Annotated in this window: 12 protein-coding genes; 3 read left to right on the forward strand and 9 right to left on the reverse strand. The window is 56.9% G+C overall.

The features are described from left to right. Positions 1–137: 137 nt before the first annotated feature. From fusA to rpsL, 3 genes are read right to left on the reverse strand one after another with little or no spacing between them, the layout of a single operon-like run. Positions 138–2,255: an elongation factor G gene (fusA, locus tag AC2FGC_RS15360; RefSeq protein ID WP_282120247.1), complete on the reverse strand. Its 2,118-nt coding sequence runs from the start codon at positions 2,253–2,255 to the stop codon at positions 138–140. Between the two features lie 18 nt (positions 2,256–2,273). Then, positions 2,274–2,744, reverse strand: a complete 471-nt coding sequence (gene rpsG, locus AC2FGC_RS15365; RefSeq protein ID WP_008756926.1) for a 30S ribosomal protein S7 — start codon at positions 2,742–2,744, stop codon at positions 2,274–2,276. A 15-nt stretch (positions 2,745–2,759) separates the two neighbouring features. Then, the gene (rpsL, locus tag AC2FGC_RS15370; RefSeq protein ID WP_005621086.1) at positions 2,760–3,131 is read right to left on the reverse strand and encodes a 30S ribosomal protein S12; all 372 of its coding nucleotides are present in this window, start codon (positions 3,129–3,131) and stop codon (positions 2,760–2,762) included. 385 nt (positions 3,132–3,516) lie between these two features. Between rpsL and AC2FGC_RS15375 the strand changes: the two genes are divergently transcribed. Further along, positions 3,517–4,323: a putative rhamnosyl transferase gene (locus tag AC2FGC_RS15375; RefSeq protein WP_496726647.1), complete on the forward strand. Its 807-nt coding sequence runs from the start codon at positions 3,517–3,519 to the stop codon at positions 4,321–4,323. Here the strand turns inward: AC2FGC_RS15375 and AC2FGC_RS15380 are convergent. The 6 genes from AC2FGC_RS15380 to rplJ all read right to left on the reverse strand — a co-directional run bounded on the left by AC2FGC_RS15380 (position 4,308) and on the right by rplJ (position 15,505). Then, positions 4,308–5,177 carry a DMT family transporter gene (locus AC2FGC_RS15380; RefSeq protein ID WP_496726643.1) on the reverse strand — a complete coding sequence of 290 codons (870 nt, stop codon included), beginning with the start codon at positions 5,175–5,177 and terminating at the stop codon, positions 4,308–4,310. The two genes, AC2FGC_RS15375 and AC2FGC_RS15380, sit on opposite strands and share 16 nt — an antisense overlap. A gap of 87 nt (positions 5,178–5,264) precedes the next feature. Further along, positions 5,265–5,720 carry a macro domain-containing protein gene (locus tag AC2FGC_RS15385; RefSeq protein WP_496782776.1) on the reverse strand — a complete coding sequence of 152 codons (456 nt, stop codon included), beginning with the start codon at positions 5,718–5,720 and terminating at the stop codon, positions 5,265–5,267. Between the two features lie 135 nt (positions 5,721–5,855). Further along, positions 5,856–10,097: a DNA-directed RNA polymerase subunit beta' gene (rpoC, locus tag AC2FGC_RS15390; RefSeq protein WP_496782779.1), complete on the reverse strand. Its 4,242-nt coding sequence runs from the start codon at positions 10,095–10,097 to the stop codon at positions 5,856–5,858. A gap of 49 nt (positions 10,098–10,146) precedes the next feature. Beyond that, positions 10,147–14,280 (reverse strand): DNA-directed RNA polymerase subunit beta, encoded by a 4,134-nt coding sequence (gene rpoB / locus AC2FGC_RS15395; RefSeq protein ID WP_496726640.1) that lies wholly within the window; start codon positions 14,278–14,280, stop codon positions 10,147–10,149. A gap of 252 nt (positions 14,281–14,532) precedes the next feature. Beyond that, positions 14,533–14,907 carry a 50S ribosomal protein L7/L12 gene (gene rplL, locus AC2FGC_RS15400; RefSeq protein WP_037314964.1) on the reverse strand — a complete coding sequence of 125 codons (375 nt, stop codon included), beginning with the start codon at positions 14,905–14,907 and terminating at the stop codon, positions 14,533–14,535. A 79-nt stretch (positions 14,908–14,986) separates the two neighbouring features. Further along, positions 14,987–15,505: a 50S ribosomal protein L10 gene (gene rplJ / locus AC2FGC_RS15405; RefSeq protein WP_058272482.1), complete on the reverse strand. Its 519-nt coding sequence runs from the start codon at positions 15,503–15,505 to the stop codon at positions 14,987–14,989. Between the two features lie 481 nt (positions 15,506–15,986). On the opposite strand from rplJ, the gene AC2FGC_RS15410 reads away from it, so the two are divergent. Together AC2FGC_RS15410 and AC2FGC_RS15415 are read left to right on the forward strand one after the other, a co-directional pair. Further along, positions 15,987–16,961, forward strand: coding sequence for a phosphotransferase (locus tag AC2FGC_RS15410; protein WP_496722149.1), 975 nt, complete (start codon positions 15,987–15,989; stop codon positions 16,959–16,961). A 160-nt stretch (positions 16,962–17,121) separates the two neighbouring features. Continuing rightward, entirely contained in the window at positions 17,122–18,162 is a 1,041-nt protein-coding gene (locus AC2FGC_RS15415) for a Hint domain-containing protein (RefSeq protein WP_496782782.1), read from the forward strand. The last annotated feature ends 137 nt before the right edge of the window (positions 18,163–18,299 follow it).

Below are 18,299 nucleotides of genomic sequence, written 5' to 3' on the forward strand. Positions count from 1 at the left end.
GTCTTGCCGTGGTCAACGTGGCCAATCGTGCCGATGTTGACGTGCGGCTTATTACGCTCAAACTTTTCCTTTGCCATGATGGCCTCCTTTTTCGGTAATGAAGGGAGCCCCTGAACAGAGCTCCCTCAAATCTTCGCCTATGCGTATTTCGCCTGGATCTCGTCCGAGATGTTCTGCGGAACCGGATCGTAGTGATCGAACTGCATGGTGAACTGGGCACGGCCCGACGACATCGAACGCAGAGTGTTGATGTAGCCGAACATGTTGGCCAGCGGAACGAACGCGTCGATCGCGATGGCGTTGCCACGGTTTTCCTGACCGGAAACCTGACCCCGACGTGATGTCAGGTCGCCGATGATGCCGCCGGTGTATTCTTCCGGGGTGATCACTTCGACCTTCATGATCGGCTCAAGCAGTTTCGCACCGGCTTTGCGCATGCCTTCACGCATACCCATACGAGCCGCGATTTCAAACGCCAGAACCGAGGAGTCCACGTCGTGGTATTTACCTTCGATCAGGGCAACTTTGAAGTCGATCACGGGGAAGCCAGCCAGCGGGCCGCTATCCATGACGGATCTGATGCCTTTTTCGACACCCGGGATATATTCCTTGGGTACCGAACCACCAACAACGCGGGATTCGAACGAATAGCCTTCGCCCGGCTCTGTCGGCGAGATGATCATCTTCACCTCGGCGAACTGACCCGAACCACCCGACTGTTTCTTGTGGGTGTAAACGATCTCGGCTTCGTGACCGATGGTTTCGCGATAGGCCACCTGCGGCGCACCAATGTTCGCTTCAACCTTGAATTCACGCTTGAGACGGTCAATCAGGATGTCCAGGTGAAGTTCGCCCATGCCCTTCATGATGGTCTGACCCGATTCCAGGTCAGTTTCCACGCGGAAGGACGGGTCTTCTGCAGCCAAACGGCCCAGACCCTGGCTCATCTTTTCCTGGTCAGCCTTGGTTTTCGGCTCAACCGCGATCTCGATAACAGGATCGGGGAAGGTCATGGTTTCCAGAACCACTGGATCGCCGGTCGAACACAGGGTGTCACCGGTGGTGGTGTCTTTCAGACCTGCCAGTGCGATAATGTCACCTGCGAATGCTTCCGTGATTTCCTCACGATCATTCGAGTGCATCATCATCATCCGGCCGATACGCTCTTTCTTACCCTTGGTCGAGTTCAGAAGCGTGTCGCCTTTGGCCAGAGTACCCGAGTAGATGCGGGTAAAGGTCAGCGAGCCAACAAAGGGGTCATTCATGATTTTGAACGCCAGGCCCGAGAACGCCATGTCATCATCCGCGCGGCGGGCAATGTTACGGGTTTCTTCTTCGTCACCGGGTTTGAAGCCCATGTAATCGACAACGTCCAGCGGGCTGGGCAGATAGTCGATCACAGCATTCAACAGCGGCTGAACGCCTTTGTTCTTGAACGCCGAACCACCCAGAACCGGAACAAACGCGATTTCCAGAGTACCTTTGCGCAGCAGGGCGCGCAGGGTCGGAACGTCGGGCTCATTACCTTCCAGGTATTCCATCATCGCGTCGTCGTCCATTTCGACGGCCGCTTCGACCATTTTACCGCGCCATTCGTCAGCCATGTCTTTCAGGCTGTCACGGATCGGTGCTTTGACCCAGCTTGCGCCCAGGTCTTCGCCCTGCCACAGCCATTCTTCCATGGTGACCAGGTCGATCAGGCCTTCCAGCTCGGTTTCTGCACCGATCGGAATACCAACCGGAACAGCACGTGCGCCGGTACGGTCTTCGATCATTGCAACGCAGTTGAAGAAGTCCGCGCCGATCTTGTCCATCTTGTTGACGAACACCATACGCGGAACCTTGTAGCGGTCAGCCTGACGCCACACGGTTTCGGTCTGGGGCTCAACACCGGCGTTTGCGTCCAGAACGCAAACGGCACCGTCGAGAACCGCCAGCGAACGCTCAACTTCAATGGTGAAGTCAACGTGGCCGGGGGTGTCGATGATGTTCAGGCGGTGCTTGGGCGAGTCAGCAGTTTCACCGTCTTCGGTGCGTTCCCAAAACGTGGTGGTCGCAGCCGAAGTGATGGTGATGCCGCGTTCCTGCTCCTGCTCCATCCAGTCCATGGTGGCTGCACCATCGTGCACCTCACCGATGTTGTGGGATTTGCCGGTGTAATACAGGATGCGTTCCGAGCAGGTGGTTTTACCTGCATCGATATGCGCCATAATACCGAAGTTACGGTAATGGTTGAGTGTATATTCGCGTGCCATTTTGATAAGCCTCTGGAATTACCAACGGTAGTGGCTGAAGGCTTTGTTCGCCTCGGCCATCTTGTGGGTGTCTTCGCGCTTTTTCACGGCAGTACCGCGGGACTGTACGGCGTCCAGCAGTTCGCCCGCAAGGCGCTCTTCCATGGTGTTTTCGTTACGGCCACGCGCAGCAGTGATCAGCCAGCGGATGGCCAGTGCTTCGCGGCGCTCGGGGCGCACTTCGACCGGAACCTGATAGGTTGCACCACCAACCCGGCGCGAGCGAACCTCGACCGACGGTTTGATGTTGTCGAGCGCTTCGTGGAACACTTCGACAGGAGCGCGCTTGATCTTGCCTTCAACGCGGTCAAATGCGTTGTAAACGATGCGCTCTGCGACCGACTTTTTGCCGTCGATCATCAGGTTGTTCATGAATTTGGTCAGTACCTTGTCGCCAAATTTGGCGTCAGGCAGGACTTCGCGTTTTTCGGCGGCGTGACGACGTGACATATCAGCCTCTCCTTCTTACTTGGGACGCTTCGCGCCGTATTTCGAACGACGTTGCTTACGGTCTTTGACGCCCTGGGTATCCAGAACACCACGCAGGATGTGGTAACGGACACCGGGAAGGTCTTTTACACGGCCGCCACGGATCAGAACAACCGAGTGTTCCTGCAGGTTGTGGCTTTCACCGGGGATGTACGAGATGACCTCGAACCCGTTGGTCAGGCGCACTTTGGCAACCTTACGCATAGCCGAGTTCGGCTTCTTCGGTGTGGTTGTATACACACGAGTACAGACGCCGCGTTTCTGCGGGCACTGCTCCAGGTGCATGGACTTCGAGCGTTTTACTTTGGGCTGACGCGGCTTGCGGATCAGCTGTTGAATAGTTGGCATTCCGGTTTCTTCCCCGTTTTGCAACACACATGACATGCACGCGCATTGCGTGCGGCTAAACTTGCTGCGTTCGTGCGTCCACAAGCGCAAAACCCGCGAGCGTTCCCATTCCGAGGTGAACGTCGCGGTTTGTTATCAGAGGGCGCGAACGATAAAAGTGTCCGGGCCTTGACCAGTTCATTACTGGAATCGGTTGTGGGGCGGCCCCCGGCACCGAGATGACGCGCGTATATGGGGAGTCGGCTCGAGTGTCAACAGCACATACCCGACAAGCCGATTGACGGCGTTTTACCAAGACTTAGCTGCAGCTTCCAGTGCTACTCGTCCGTTGCCGGCAATTGCGGAGTTCTGCATAGTGGCCGCGAAACTTTTCGATGGACGAAACATGCAAGTCATTGGCCTGTGCCGCTTTTCCTACCCCGCGATCGGCGGTTATCAGGTAGAACACGAAACTGTCGAAGAGCGTCGTCAATACCTGTATAACCCAGAGCGGCTGGAAGAACGGTTTCGACTGTTCGAAACCACCACCCTGCCCGGTTTTCGGGAACAGACAGACGAGGACTTTGAGCTGGTGGTGCTAGTCGGTGAATGCCTTCCTAAAAAGTCCATGGACCGGCTGTATGATCTCACGTCGGGCATCAGGCAGACCCGCATCGTCAAGCGCACACCAGCCCGGCATCGCCCAGTTGTCAAAGAGGTTCTGCACAGCGCCCGCACCGACCCGGATCAGCCGTGCCTCCAGTTCCGGCATGATGACGATGACGCCGTCTCGGTCGACTTTGTCGAACGTCTGCGCCTTGCGGCGATTGACGCTAAAGGACTGACCAGGAATAGCCGGACGGTCGGACTGGATTTCAACAGCGGGTTTCTGGCGCGTTTTGGACCGGATGGCATTCGCGCCACCCAGGTGTTCCAGTCCCTTTTGGGCGTAGGGTTGGGGATGTATGTTGCCGGCGGCTGCAAACACACGATCATGAGCTTCACGCACCATAAGATCGGTCGTTTCATGCCCGTAATCAGCTATCCCGACGCGCCCATGTGGGTCCGTACGCTGAACAACTTCAACGACTCCCCCCATGCCCGCGCCAGCAAGACCGAGCTGTCCCCACTGACACCGGAACAAGAAGGCGAGTTCATTGCGCGATTTGCCATTGAACAGGACAGGGTGCGGCGGGCTCACTCGGCAGGTTGAGACTGACGTTCCCGGAACAGCGTGAAAAGCCCCGCACCCACGACCAGAACAGCGCCCAACATCGTGATCGTATCGGGCCAATCGCCAAAAATGACCCAACCCAGCCCCAAAGCCCAGATCAGGCTGGAATACCGGAACGGCGCGATAAAACCGACGTCGCCTTCGCGCATGACCATGACGCTGCAAAGATATCCGGTCAGAACAAAGACCGCGGCTGAGGCCACCATTATGCCTGCGCCCGGCGTTACCGGCTCCCACCCTGTGACTGCAGTTGCGATCCCTGCGGCCACTGTAATGGAAACCGTCGTCGCCAATGTGACCGTCAAGGACGGAACATGGGTGGACATACGCCTGGTAATCAGGTCGCGTGCGGTGACGGATGCCACGGCAATCAGAGCGTAAATCGCGTAAAGACTGAACCCATCAGGCCCCGGCCGTACAATCAGCAACATTCCTGCAAAGCCCATCCCGATCGCTAGAATGCGGCGCCAGCCGATATGTTCACCAAAGAACAAAACAGCCCCCAATGTCACCGTAAGTGGCAACGCCTGAAGAACGGCCGTTACATTTGCAAGCGGCATATGCAAAAGCGCTGTCAGAAAGAAGAATGTGGCCGACAACTCGGCCAAGCAGCGTGCAGCAACAAGCCACTTGTCGTGGCGCGGAAAGTTCAGGTGCAGCGCCCCAAGATGACGCGCCATCAGAAACACCAACAACGTCGCCAAGAGGCCACGCATCGCAACCATCTGAAACAGCGGCAAGTCTGCCCCCGCCACTTTGATCAATGCATCATTCACTGTAAAGGCGGCCATGCTGCCCATCATCAGCATAGCGCCCTTCACATTCGGGGTCATAGTCGCAGAATCCAATACTCAAAAGAAACACGGATCATTGGCCGTAAGTCCTTGTGAGATGTCAATATGCAACCACGGACCCGTCGGTCAGTCGGGCAAGATCACCAGTGTGTGGTTTATACCGGCAAGGGCCGCGTCTATGCGCTGGGCAATCTCAACCCAATCACCCCCAGCCAATCCTGCGCCAATCATCGGATAGCCGATCCGCAATGCGGGAAATGTGCGTGCAATCTTCGAAAAACAACCCGAGATCGCGTCATATTCCACAAGCGGCCCCGGCCCCTCCCAATGAAACTGGGTATAGGCATTAACCACCGCAAACTCGGTCGTACCCCGCGTGATCTGGACCGAAGAAATCGTTCCGAGTTTTGATCGGGACCCAAGGTCCGTCTGCTTGTCGGCCTCAAGCGCATCAGGGAATTCCACCGCAATCGCCCGTGCTATCCCGGCCCCCATCGCATGGAAGCAATTGCAACCGTGAACGATGACATCAAACTCACCATTCAGTGCAAGCTGTATCAAATCACCTTTGATTATATGCATCATGCATCCCTTGGTCAGTGGGTCGCTGTCTTCGAGACTATTCAGTTGTATCACGATTGGGTGAAAGCGCACCAAGGGCAAAAGAAAAGGCCCCGCAAAATCGCAGGGCCTTTCCGTATTTCTATGATGAGGAAGTTACTCGCGGCTTTCCGGTGTTTCCACCAGAACGTCCAGCTCGTCACCGACCATATCGTCATCCATGACCGGCGCAGCCAGAGCAGCGGCCGCTTCGGCCTCTTCCCGGCGGGCTTCGATCACGACGTTGTCGCGGCCTTGCGCAACCTGGCGCACGGCCTGAGTGGCCCCACCGGTACCGGCTGGGATCAGGCGACCAACGATGACGTTCTCTTTCAGGCCAACCAGTTTGTCCTTCTTGCCCTGAACCGAAGCTTCGGTCAGCACGCGGGTGGTTTCCTGGAACGACGCCGCCGAGATGAACGAACGTGTCTGCAGCGAGGCTTTGGTGATCCCCAAGAGGATCGGTTCGCCCTGAGCTGGACGTCCGCCGCGGGCCAACGTCTTCTCATTGGCTGCGTCAAACTCCTGCTTGTCGACATGTTCGCCTTTCAGCAGAGTGCTGTCGCCTGAGTCCAGGATCTCCCACTTCTGCAGCATCTGACGCACGATGACTTCGATGTGCTTGTCGTTGATTTTCACACCTTGCAGGCGATAGACGTCTTGCACCTCGTCGATCATGTAATCCGCCAGCGCTTCGACACCCATGATGGACAGGATGTCATGCGGAGCCGGGTTACCGTCCATCAGGTATTCACCCTTCTGGATGAAGTCCCCTTCGGCGACCGGGATGTGCTTGCCCTTGGGCACCATGTACTCGATGGTCTCCATGGACTCGTCAGCCGGCTCGATGCTGATGCGGCGCTTGTTCTTGTAGTCGCGGCCAAAGCGCACGTAACCATCAGCTTCTGCGATGATCGCGTGATCTTTCGGACGACGGGCTTCGAACAGTTCAGCCACACGCGGCAAACCACCGGTGATGTCCTTGGTTTTGGCGCCTTCACGCGGGATACGCGCAACGACTTCACCAGCCTCGATTTTTTCACCGTCTTCGATCGACAGGATCGCATCCACCGACATCGGATAGTGAACCGGGTTGCCCGCATCATTGCGGACCGGCTCGCCATCTTCACCAACCAGAATGATCTCGGGCTTGAGGTCGCTGCCTTTGGGGGCGGCGCGCCAGTCGATCACGATCTTCTGGGTCATGCCGGTTGCATCGTCGGTCTCATCGCGGACAGCAATGCCCGAAACAAGGTCAACATACTTCGCGGTACCGGCTTTCTCGGCGATGATCGGCAGGGTGTAGGGATCCCACTCGAACAGCTTGTCGCCACGGGCAACCTTGGCGCCGTCCTTGACGAACAGCTTGGAGCCGTAGCCCAGCTTGTGGCTGGCACGTTCCTCGCCGTGTTCGTCCTTGATCACCAGCTTCATGTTCCGGCCCATAACCAGGATTTCGCCTGCGGAATTGGCCAGAACCTGCGGGTTCTCGAACGAAACCACACCGTCTTGGCTGGCTTCCTGGAACGACTGCTGACCACCTTGCGCAACACCGCCGATGTGGAAGGTCCGCATCGTCAGCTGTGTACCTGGTTCACCAATGGACTGGGCGGCGATGATACCGACAGCCTCACCCGTGTTGACCCGCGTACCACGTGCAAGGTCACGACCATAGCAGGTGGCACATACGCCTTCCTCAGACTCGCAGGTCAGAGGAGAACGGATGCGCATCGACGCAACACCGGCTTCATCAATGGTGTCGGCCATGCGTTCGTCGATCAACTGACCCGCAGCGACCAGAACCTCTTCCGTACCCGGACGCAGAACGTCATCGGCCGAAACACGACCCAGCACACGTTCTGCCAGAGATGCAACAACTTCACCATCGTTGACCGCAGCTTCGGCAGTGATCGCACGTTCGGTACCACAGTCGATCTCACGAACGATGCAGTCCTGCGCCACGTCCACCAGACGACGGGTCAGGTAACCCGAGTTCGCCGTCTTCAGAGCGGTATCCGACAGACCCTTACGGGCACCGTGGGTCGAGTTGAAGTACTCGAGAACGGTCAGACCTTCTTTAAAGTTCGAGATGATCGGCGTCTCGATGATGTCGCCGTTCGGCTTGGCCATCAGACCACGCATACCGCCCAGCTGTTTCATCTGAGTAACCGAGCCACGCGCACCCGAGTGGGCCATCATGTAGACCGAGTTCGGTTCCTGTTCGGAGCCATCCTCTGCCCGATCCGAAGACGAGATCGTGCCCATCATCGCATCGGTTACGCGGTCGTTACACTTCGACCAGGCATCGACAACTTTGTTGTACTTTTCGCCCTGTGTGATCAGTCCGTCCATGTACTGCTGTTCAAAGTCTTTTACCTGACTGCGGGTCTCATCAACGATGCCCCACTTGTCATCAGGGATGACCATGTCGTCCTTACCGAACGAGATGCCCGCCTTAAACGCTTCTTTGAAGCCCATCGACATGATCTGGTCACAGAAGATAACCGACTCTTTCTGACCGCAGTAACGGTAGACGGTGTCGATCACCTGCTGCACTTCTTTCTTCCGCAGCAGACGGTTAACCAGTTCGAACGGCGCCTTGTTGTTCATCGGAAGCAAGGCACCCAGACGCAGACGGCCCGGAGTGGTCTCGAAACGCTTCTGAACTTCGTTGCCTTCGTCGTCGATCTGCGTGATCCGCGCGGTGATCTTGGTGTGCAGGTGAACTTCGCCTGCATCCAGCGCGTGCTGAACTTCGTCGATCGAACCAAAGACCTTGCCTTCGCCCGGCATGCCTTCACGTTCCAGCGTCACATAGTACAGACCCAGGATCATATCCTGCGACGGAACGATGATCGGCGCGCCGTTTGCAGGCGACAGAACGTTGTTCGTCGACATCATCAGAACACGGGCTTCCAGCTGGGCCTCAAGGCTCAGTGGGACGTGCACAGCCATCTGGTCACCGTCGAAGTCGGCGTTAAAGGCCGAACAGACCAGCGGGTGCAGCTGGATGGCTTTACCTTCGATCAGGACCGGCTCGAACGCCTGAATGCCCAAACGGTGCAGCGTCGGCGCACGGTTCAGCATGACAGGGTGTTCGCGGATCACCTCGTCGAGGATATCCCACACTTCGGGACGCTCTTTCTCGACCAGTTTCTTCGCCTGCTTCACGGTCGAAGACAGACCCTTGGCTTCAAGGCGCGAGTAGATGAACGGCTTGAACAGCTCCAGCGCCATCTTCTTGGGCAGACCACACTGGTGCAGCTTGAGTTCCGGACCGGTCACGATGACCGAACGGCCCGAGAAGTCGACGCGCTTACCCAGAAGGTTCTGACGGAAGCGACCCTGCTTACCTTTCAGCATGTCCGACAGCGATTTCAGCGGACGCTTGTTGGCGCCGGTGATCACGCGGCCACGACGGCCATTGTCGAACAGAGCATCCACGGATTCCTGCAACATCCGCTTTTCGTTGCGGACGATGATGTCAGGTGCGCGCAGTTCGATCAGACGCTTCAGACGGTTGTTCCGGTTGATGACGCGGCGATACAGATCGTTCAAATCCGAAGTCGCGAAACGGCCACCATCCAGCGGAACCAGCGGACGCAGTTCCGGCGGAATGACCGGGATCACGGTCATCACCATCCACTCAGGCCGGTTGCCCGACTCGAGGAAAGATTCAACAACCTTCAGACGTTTGATGATCTTCTTGGGCTTCAGTTCACCGGTTGCTTCGGCCAGATCAGCGCGCAGCTGCTCGGCTTCGGCTTCCAGATCGATCTGGGCCAACATCTCACGGATAGCTTCGGCACCGATGTTCGCGGTGAACGCGTCCATGCCATAGGCATCCTGCGCGTCCATGTACTCTTCTTCGGTCAGCATCTGGCCATAAGATAGGTCGGTCAGACCGGGCTCGATGACGACATAGTTTTCAAAGTACAGAACACGTTCCAGATCGCGCAGCGTCATGTCCAGCATCAGACCGATGCGGGACGGCAGCGATTTCAGGAACCAGATGTGCGCAACGGGTGCTGCCAGTTCGATGTGGCCCATACGCTCGCGGCGGACTTTCTGCAGGGTGACTTCCACGCCGCATTTCTCGCAGACAACGCCGCGATACTTCATCCGCTTATATTTGCCGCACAGACATTCGTAGTCTTTGATCGGGCCAAAGATACGCGCACAGAACAGACCGTCACGCTCGGGCTTGAACGTCCGATAGTTGATGGTTTCGGGTTTCTTGATCTCGCCATAGGACCAAGACAGAATCCGCTCGGGCGACGCCAAGGAGACTTTGATCTCGTCAAAGACTTTCGGCGGCGTCAGCGGGTTGAACGGGTTATTGGTGATTTCCTGGTTCATTTTGCGTCCTTACAAATTGGGATGGGATGAGTTTGGGGCGTTGCCGCCCCTACTCTTCCTCCGCATCCAGGAGTTCCATATTCAGGCCGAGGCCGCGGACTTCTTTAACCAGAACGTTGAACGATTCCGGTACGCCCGCTTCAAAGTTATCCTCGCCCTTGACGATCGACTCATAGACCTTGGTCCGGCCGGCGACGTCATCCGATTTCACGGTGAGCATCTCCTGCAGGGTGTAGGCGGCGCCGTAAGCTTCCAGAGCCCAGACTTCCATCTCACCAAAGCGCTGACCACCGAACTGCGCCTTACCACCCAACGGCTGCTGGGTAACCAGGCTGTACGGCCCGGTCGAACGCGCGTGGATTTTGTCATCCACAAGGTGGTGCAGTTTCAGCAGGTACTTGATGCCAACGGTCACAGGACGCGCAAATTGCTCACCCGTACGACCGTCGAACAGAACCGACTGACCGCTTTCCGAGAAGCCCGCACGCACCAGCGCATCGTTGACGTCAGCCTCTTTGGCTCCGTCAAAGACGGGGGTCGCGATCGGAACACCGCGGGTCACGTTGCCCGCCGCCTCGATCAGATGACCTTCGTCCATGCCTGCAATGCCTTCTTCATAGACATTCTCGCCATAGGCCAGCTTCATCGCTTCGCGAACCGGGGTCAGGTCGCCAGAACGGCGGTATTCACCCAGTGCTTCGTCGATGTTCAGACCCAGACCGCGTGCGGCCCAACCCATGTGGGTTTCAAGGATCTGTCCAACGTTCATACGCGAAGGCACGCCCAGTGGGTTCAGACAGAAGTCAACCGGAGTACCATCAGCCAGGAACGGCATGTCTTCCATCGGAACAACCTTGGAGATCACACCTTTGTTTCCGTGACGACCGGCCATCTTGTCGCCCGGCTGCAGCTTACGCTTCACGGCGATGAAGACTTTGACCATCTTCATCACACCCGGCGGCAGATCGTCACCACGACGGACTTTCTCGACCTTGTCTTCGAAACGGGCATCCAGAGCGCGCTTGAGCACTTCGTATTGCTCATTCAGAGCCTCTACGATCTGTGCGTCCTTTTCGTCTTCCAGTGCCAGCTGCCACCACTGACCACGGGTCAGCATGTCCAGCAGTTCCTTGGTGATCACCGATCCCGCCTTGACGCCTTTCGGGCCTTTGACAGCGGTTTTACCCAGGATCAGACCTTGCAGACGCGCATAGATGTTGCGGTCAAGGATCGCCAGCTCGTCGTCCCGGTCACGGGCCAGGCGTTCGACTTCCTCACGCTCGATCTGCAGCGCACGCTCGTCTTTCTCAACACCGTGACGGTTGAAGACGCGGACTTCCACGACCGTACCGTAGTCACCCGGCTTCACGCGCAGCGAAGTATCACGGACGTCAGATGCTTTTTCACCAAAGATGGCGCGCAGCAGCTTTTCTTCCGGGGTCATCGGGCTTTCGCCCTTCGGAGTGATCTTGCCGACCAGAATATCGCCCGGCTCAACATCCGCGCCGATGTAAACGATGCCCGCCTCGTCGAGGTTGCGCAGCGCTTCTTCACCGACGTTCGGGATGTCGCGGGTGATCTCTTCCGGGCCCAGCTTTGTATCACGGGCGGCGACTTCGAATTCCTCGATATGGACTGAGGTAAAGACGTCGTCACGCGCAATACGTTCCGAGATCAGGATCGAGTCTTCGTAGTTGTACCCGTTCCACGGCATGAACGCGACGACCACGTTCTTACCAAGGGCCAGTTCACCGATATCGGTGGACGGACCATCGGCAACAACCTCGCCTTTCGTGACAGTGTCACCCACTTTTACCAGCGGACGCTGGTTGATGCAGGTGTTCTGGTTCGAACGCTGGAATTTGCGCAGACGGTAGATGTCCACACCCGCGTCGCCCAGTTCCAGATCTTCGGTAGCACGAATAACGATACGCTGGGCATCGACCTGGTCGATGATACCGGCACGTTTCGCCTGAATCGCAGCACCCGAGTCGATCGCAACCTTTTCCTCGATACCGGTGCCGACCAGCGGCGCCTCGGCCCGCAGCAGCGGAACCGCCTGACGTTGCATGTTCGAACCCATCAAGGCCCGGTTGGCGTCGTCATTTTCAAGGAATGGAATCAGCGACGCGGCGACCGATACCAACTGTTTCGGGCTGACGTCGATCAGGTCCACATTCTCGCGCGGGGCGAGCGTGTAGTCACCGGACTGACGGGTCGAAACCAGATCGTTGATGAACTTGCCATCCGCATCCAGCGTCGCATTCGCCTGCGCCACGGTGTGACGCATTTCCTCGGTTGCGGACATGTAGTGAACCTCATCGGTCACCTCGGCGTCTTTGACGACGCGGTAGGGTGTTTCGATGAAGCCATACTTGTTCACGCGGGCGAAGGTGGCCAGCGAGTTGATCAGACCGATGTTCGGGCCTTCCGGCGTTTCAATCGGGCACATCCGACCATAGTGGGTCGGGTGTACGTCGCGCACCTCAAAGCCCGCACGTTCACGTGTCAGACCACCGGGGCCAAGCGCCGAGAGGCGGCGTTTGTGGGTGACTTCGGACAGTGGGTTAGTCTGGTCCATGAACTGCGACAGCTGCGACGAGCCGAAGAATTCGCGAACAGCGGCAGCGGCCGGTTTCGCGTTGATCAGGTCCTGCGGCATGACGGTGTCGATCTCGACCGAAGACATACGCTCTTTGATCGCGCGCTCCATGCGCAGCAGGCCAACGCGGTACTGGTTTTCCATCAGTTCGCCGACAGAACGCACACGACGGTTGCCCAGGTGGTCGATATCGTCGATGTCGCCTTTGCCGTCGCGCAGCTCAACCAGCGCCTTGATGCAGGCCACGATGTCTTCGCGGCGCAGGGTGCGCAGCGTATCCGGCGCATCCAGGGCCAGACGCATGTTCATCTTCACGCGGCCAACGGCGGACAGGTCATAACGCTCGCTGTCGAAAAATAGCGTGTCGAACAGGGCCGAAGCCGCTTCGACGGTGGGTGGCTCGCCCGGGCGCATGACGCGGTAGATGTCCATCAACGCAGTGTCGCGGCCCATGTTTTTGTCCTGCGCCATGGTATTGCGCATGTAAGGGCCGACATTGACGTTATCGATGTCCAGAACCGGGATATCGGTTACGCCTGCATCAATCAGCTCTTTGACAGTGCCGCCGATCAGATCGCCGTCCTTGTCGTATTCCAGCGTCAGTTCATCGCCGGCTTCGACATAGATCGCACCGGTTTCTTCGTTGATGATGTCTTTGGCAACGAACTTACCAACGATGTGATCGAACGGAACCAGCAGATTGGTGACAACGCCCTCGTCGATCAGTTTCTTGACCGCGCGCGGGGTGACTTTCTTGCCGGCTTCGGCAATCACTTCACCGGATTTTGCGTCAATCAGATCATAGGTCGGACGGGTACCGCGTACACGCTCGGGGAAGAAGGGCGCAATCCAGCCTTTCTTCTTGTCCAGCTTGTAGGACACGGTGTTGTAATACGCGTCCATGATCGCTTCCTGATCCAGACCCAGCGCATAAAGCAGGGTCGTCACAGGCAGTTTGCGGCGACGGTCGATACGGGCGAACACGATGTCCTTGGCGTCGAACTCAAAGTCCAGCCAGCTGCCGCGATACGGGATGATGCGGCAAGCAAAGAGCAGTTTACCCGAAGAGTGGGTCTTGCCCTTGTCGTGGTCAAAGAACACGCCGGGCGAACGGTGCATCTGGGACACGATCACACGCTCGGTGCCGTTCACGATGAACGTACCGTTGGGCGTCATCAGGGGCATGTCGCCCATGAATACGTCCTGTTCTTTGATGTCTTTGACGGATTTGGCGCCGGTGTCCTCATCGACATCGAACACGATCAGACGCAGAGTGACCTTCAGCGGCGCGCTGTAGGTCATGTCGCGCTGCATGCACTCTTCGACGTCATATTTAGGTTTTTCCAGATCGTATTTCACGAACTCCAGAACGGAGGTTTCGTTGAAATCCTTGATCGGGAAGACCGATTGGAACACGCCTTTGATGCCTTCGCCGTCTGTGGGCACATCTGCATCGCCGGAGCGCAGGAATAGATCATAAGAAGATTTCTGGACCTCAATGAGGTTCGGCATCTCCAGCACTTCGCGGATTTTGCCGTAATATTTACGAAGACGTTTCTGGCCAAGGAACGTTTGAGCCATGTCAGATGTCACCTTTCGATGTTCTCAGCGGACAAAGACACCGTCGGGCCCCGGTGCCTTGCACATTAGAGACGACACGTCCGGATCAATTCGTGGCCACCGTCCCGAATGGCAGCCTCCCGATCCGCGAACCGCGTCTTAGAAAACACCCCAATTTTCAGAGGCCCTTTCTAAGACAGGTTCGGCTGGACCCGGATTTCTCCGGATCCAGCCAAATTCTGCGGCACATCAGCGATGCACCTGTCGAATGGCTTAGGCCAGCTCGACTTCGGCGCCAGCTGCTTCCAGCTTGCCTTTGACTTCTTCGGCTTCGTCTTTCGACACGCCTTCTTTGATCTTGCCGCCAGCTTCGACCAGTTCTTTGGCTTCTTTCAGGCCCAGACCGGTGATGCCGCGAACTTCTTTGATCACGTTGATTTTCGAAGCGCCGGCGTTCTTCAGAACGACGTCGAATTCGGTTTTTTCTTCCTCAGCTGCGCCACCAGCGTCGCCACCGGCTGCCATGACAACTGCGCCGCCTGCTGCGGGCTCGATGCCATATTCGTCTTTGAGGATGGTTTTCAGTTCTTGTGCTTCCAGCAGGGTCAGACCCACGATGCTTTCTGCGAGTGCTTTCAGATCAGCCATTTTATCAGCTCTTTCCGTTTACAGTGTGTGTTCCAACGTCAGGGTGGTTACCCTACGCAGATCATTCAGTGCCAACCGCTTACGCAGCTTCCGCCTTCTCTTCGATGGTGGAAAGGATGCTTGCGATGTTGCTTGCAGGTGCGCCAATTGCGCCAGCGATGTTCGAAGCAGGTGCGCCAAGCATGCCCGCGATAGTAGCAATAAGCTCCTCGCGCGAAGGCATTTTCGACACGGCTTCGACGCCGGCACGATCCAGAGCGTTCTCACCCATTGCACCGCCAAGAATTTCGAACTTTTGGTTCTCTTTGGCGTAGTCCTGGGCCACTTTGGCTGCTGCCACAGGGTCCTCAGAATAGGTCAGAACGGTCATACCCGTCAGCAGGTCGGCAATGCTTTCACATGGCTTTCCGTCGAGGGCGATTTTGGCGAGCCTGTTCTTGGCAACACGCACGGAGCCACCCGCGTCACGAGCACGTGCGCGAAGGTCCTGCATCTCGGCAACTGTCAGACCGGCGTAGTGCGAAACCACTACGACGCCAGAGCTTTCGAAGATTTGGCCGAGTTCCTCGACCACTTTCTCTTTCTGGGCTCTATCCACAGTTCTCTCCAAGTTTGGGGCGATATCTCACCCCGGCTCATATTAGCCGCAGCTTTCGCTCCGGCGTTCAGGTCCGTTGTTACGGGATTGGCCAAAATGCGCCCGAGGGTTGGACCCCCCAGAATTCTTTGGTCTTACCCGTCTCAGGCAGGGAATTAAGGGGCCATATGGCACCACCCACCGTCTTGGACGAAACAAAATAAAGCGCACGACGAATCGCACGCTTTACTTCGTAGCCCTACTTAGGGCAGATGGGGCCGGTTTCCAAGGGGTAAATTGCGGTTTCCGCAGGTTCGCTACAGCATCTGTCGAAAACGATTTCCACCCCGTTTGGGGCTTGGCGTGCACATAGGCGCGGATTTGCGGAATATGACGCGCAAACGCCAAATCAAGCAGATTCAAGCATCGACTTTCCGTTGACACGGACATCGCACTGTTATCCTGTCCGGAGACTGGACAATAGCACTCAGGACTTGGCCCGTTGGCTGGAACGCTGCCCCTTTCAGACGAAGAAAATGCCCGCGTCGCCTTGTATATCGACGAGTTTTCAAACCAGTTCCTGAAAGTGCCCATCCGCCGCTATGAATGCATCTACCGATCGCATGCGTTCGACGACACGCGATCCGTCGTTATCCTGCATACCGCAGCGCAGGCCTTCGCCCTTAAGATCGACACGCAATCGCCAGACACCGGGCGATTGCGGAACGAATATGACCTGCTCGTCGAACTGTACCGATTTTTTGAGGGCAATGAGACTTCGCGCGTTGTCCGGCCCGTTTACCTCTCGCCAGGTGGCGCTTTTCTGGTGACCGAATACATCAATCGGCCAACCGCCGTTGATCTGATCTACAACAGCAAAGACGATGATCAGGTCGCCCAGGTGTACCGTCGCGCGGGGTCGTGGCTGAACGATCTCCACAGTCGCAACCCGCCTGTTCGATACGCCTTTCGCCCCAGGTGGATGACAGACAGCTTGAAAGAGCTGATGACGGCCGTACCTAATAAAATCGCGAACCAAAGCCGGACGATGGTGAACCTGATGCTGTCCGAAGGGACCCGCCTGAAGGGCACCGAGGACCTGCGCGTGTTTTCACATGGCGATTATCACGGGCAGAACCTGATTGTGGGACAGGGGAAAACGATCGGACTGGATTTCACCGAAGCCCGCGACAAGCTGGCGGTCTACGATATCGTCGATTTTCTGAAGGCGGATATCTTTCGGAATGGCGGCGCATCGGGTGTCGACCGAAGCGGTATACTTAAAAGAAACAAAGACATGTTCTTTCGCCTTTACCGACATCCTGTCAATGTTGAAGTCTTGGATTATTGTCTCCGCGGACGGCTATTGAAAGACTGGTTGGCCTTGTGGCGGAACGACCACGAATGCAGCGATTTCGAAAGAGACAAGCGGCAAAGACTGGGCGATCGCCTGCTGGTCGCGTTCCAACACCGTTGAGCTGGATGGATGGTCAGCGTAAATGACGAGATTGTGAGCGACATCGCGCAAATCTTAGTTGACCGAACCATCCCAAGAAACGTTATCCCAAACCATAACCCACGCGGCGTTTGTCAGTTTAGGCCGACAATAACCGCCACACAGAAGGTAAGTCGCTTACATGGTTCTCCGCAGTTTTTTTGCTCAGGACAGCTCCAGCCTGGTCGCTACATTCGTCCCGGATACAGCTGACGCGAACGATATCGTGGTCGGAGGCTCGATCATCAACAATTCGGACACACCGGATGGCACCATCTTTACCTACTCGGGCGGCACCGGTACCACCATCACACTGGATGACACTGCTGGCAGCCCTGACGTTTTCGACGATGACCTGCCAGCTGGCCACGTCATCACCGATGGTGGCGGCATAGTGACAAACGGCATGCAGGTAGAATCCGAGTCAATTATCACTGTGCGAGCCCTGGATGACGATCTCAACCCGACCGGACCAGAAATCACCATCTATGTATTTTCCCAAGGTGGGGTGACGCAGAACGTTTGGGGCTATGCTACATCTGCCCCGCTAGAGTCTGGAACGTCGTATGTCAAAACCGGTGGTTCGAATGCCGGGTCGTCGGCTTATGCAGACTATGTTACCTGTTTTGGGCCGGGAACCCTTATCGAAACTGCCGACGGAATTGTTGAGGTTCAAGACCTCACCAGAGGTCAACGCGTCTGGACACGGGACAGTGGATTTCAACCTATCCTCTGGATCGGAACGACCGAGGTTCATGGTCATGGGCCGTTTGCTCCGGTGGTGATCGAGGTCGGCGCTATCGGGAACACGAAAGAGCTGGTGGTTTCGCAACAGCATCGAATTCTGATCGGCTCTCCTGCCACTGACATGCTTTTTGGATCATCCGAAGTGTTCGTGGCCGCCAAGCACCTGTGTGGCCTGCCGGGGGTTTCGATCCGCCCGACGGATTGCATTACCTACACCCACTTCATGTTCGACCGACACCACATTGTCCGGTCCAACGGCGCGCTGACAGAAAGCTACTATTATGGCGAAAGCGCAAGATACGCACTGTCGTCCCCGCAACAATCTGAAATCCTGGCGCTATTCCCATCAATCGAAGATGTCAGCGACGCGTTTCGACGCACCGCAGCCCCAACGATCAGCGCGCGTGAGGCCGGTGTATTGCGCGCATACATCTAAGCCGTAGAGGTCAGACACGCGCAGTCTTAATCCGCAGCTTCCGCCTGGCGCAGGCCACTTGAATGCGGCCTAAACGCGGACAGCCTGATCAAATTTAAGAAAAAAATCCCGGGCGGTTCGCACCACCCGGGATTTCA

It is taken from the genome of Ruegeria sp. CDSC054 (assembly GCF_059610645.1).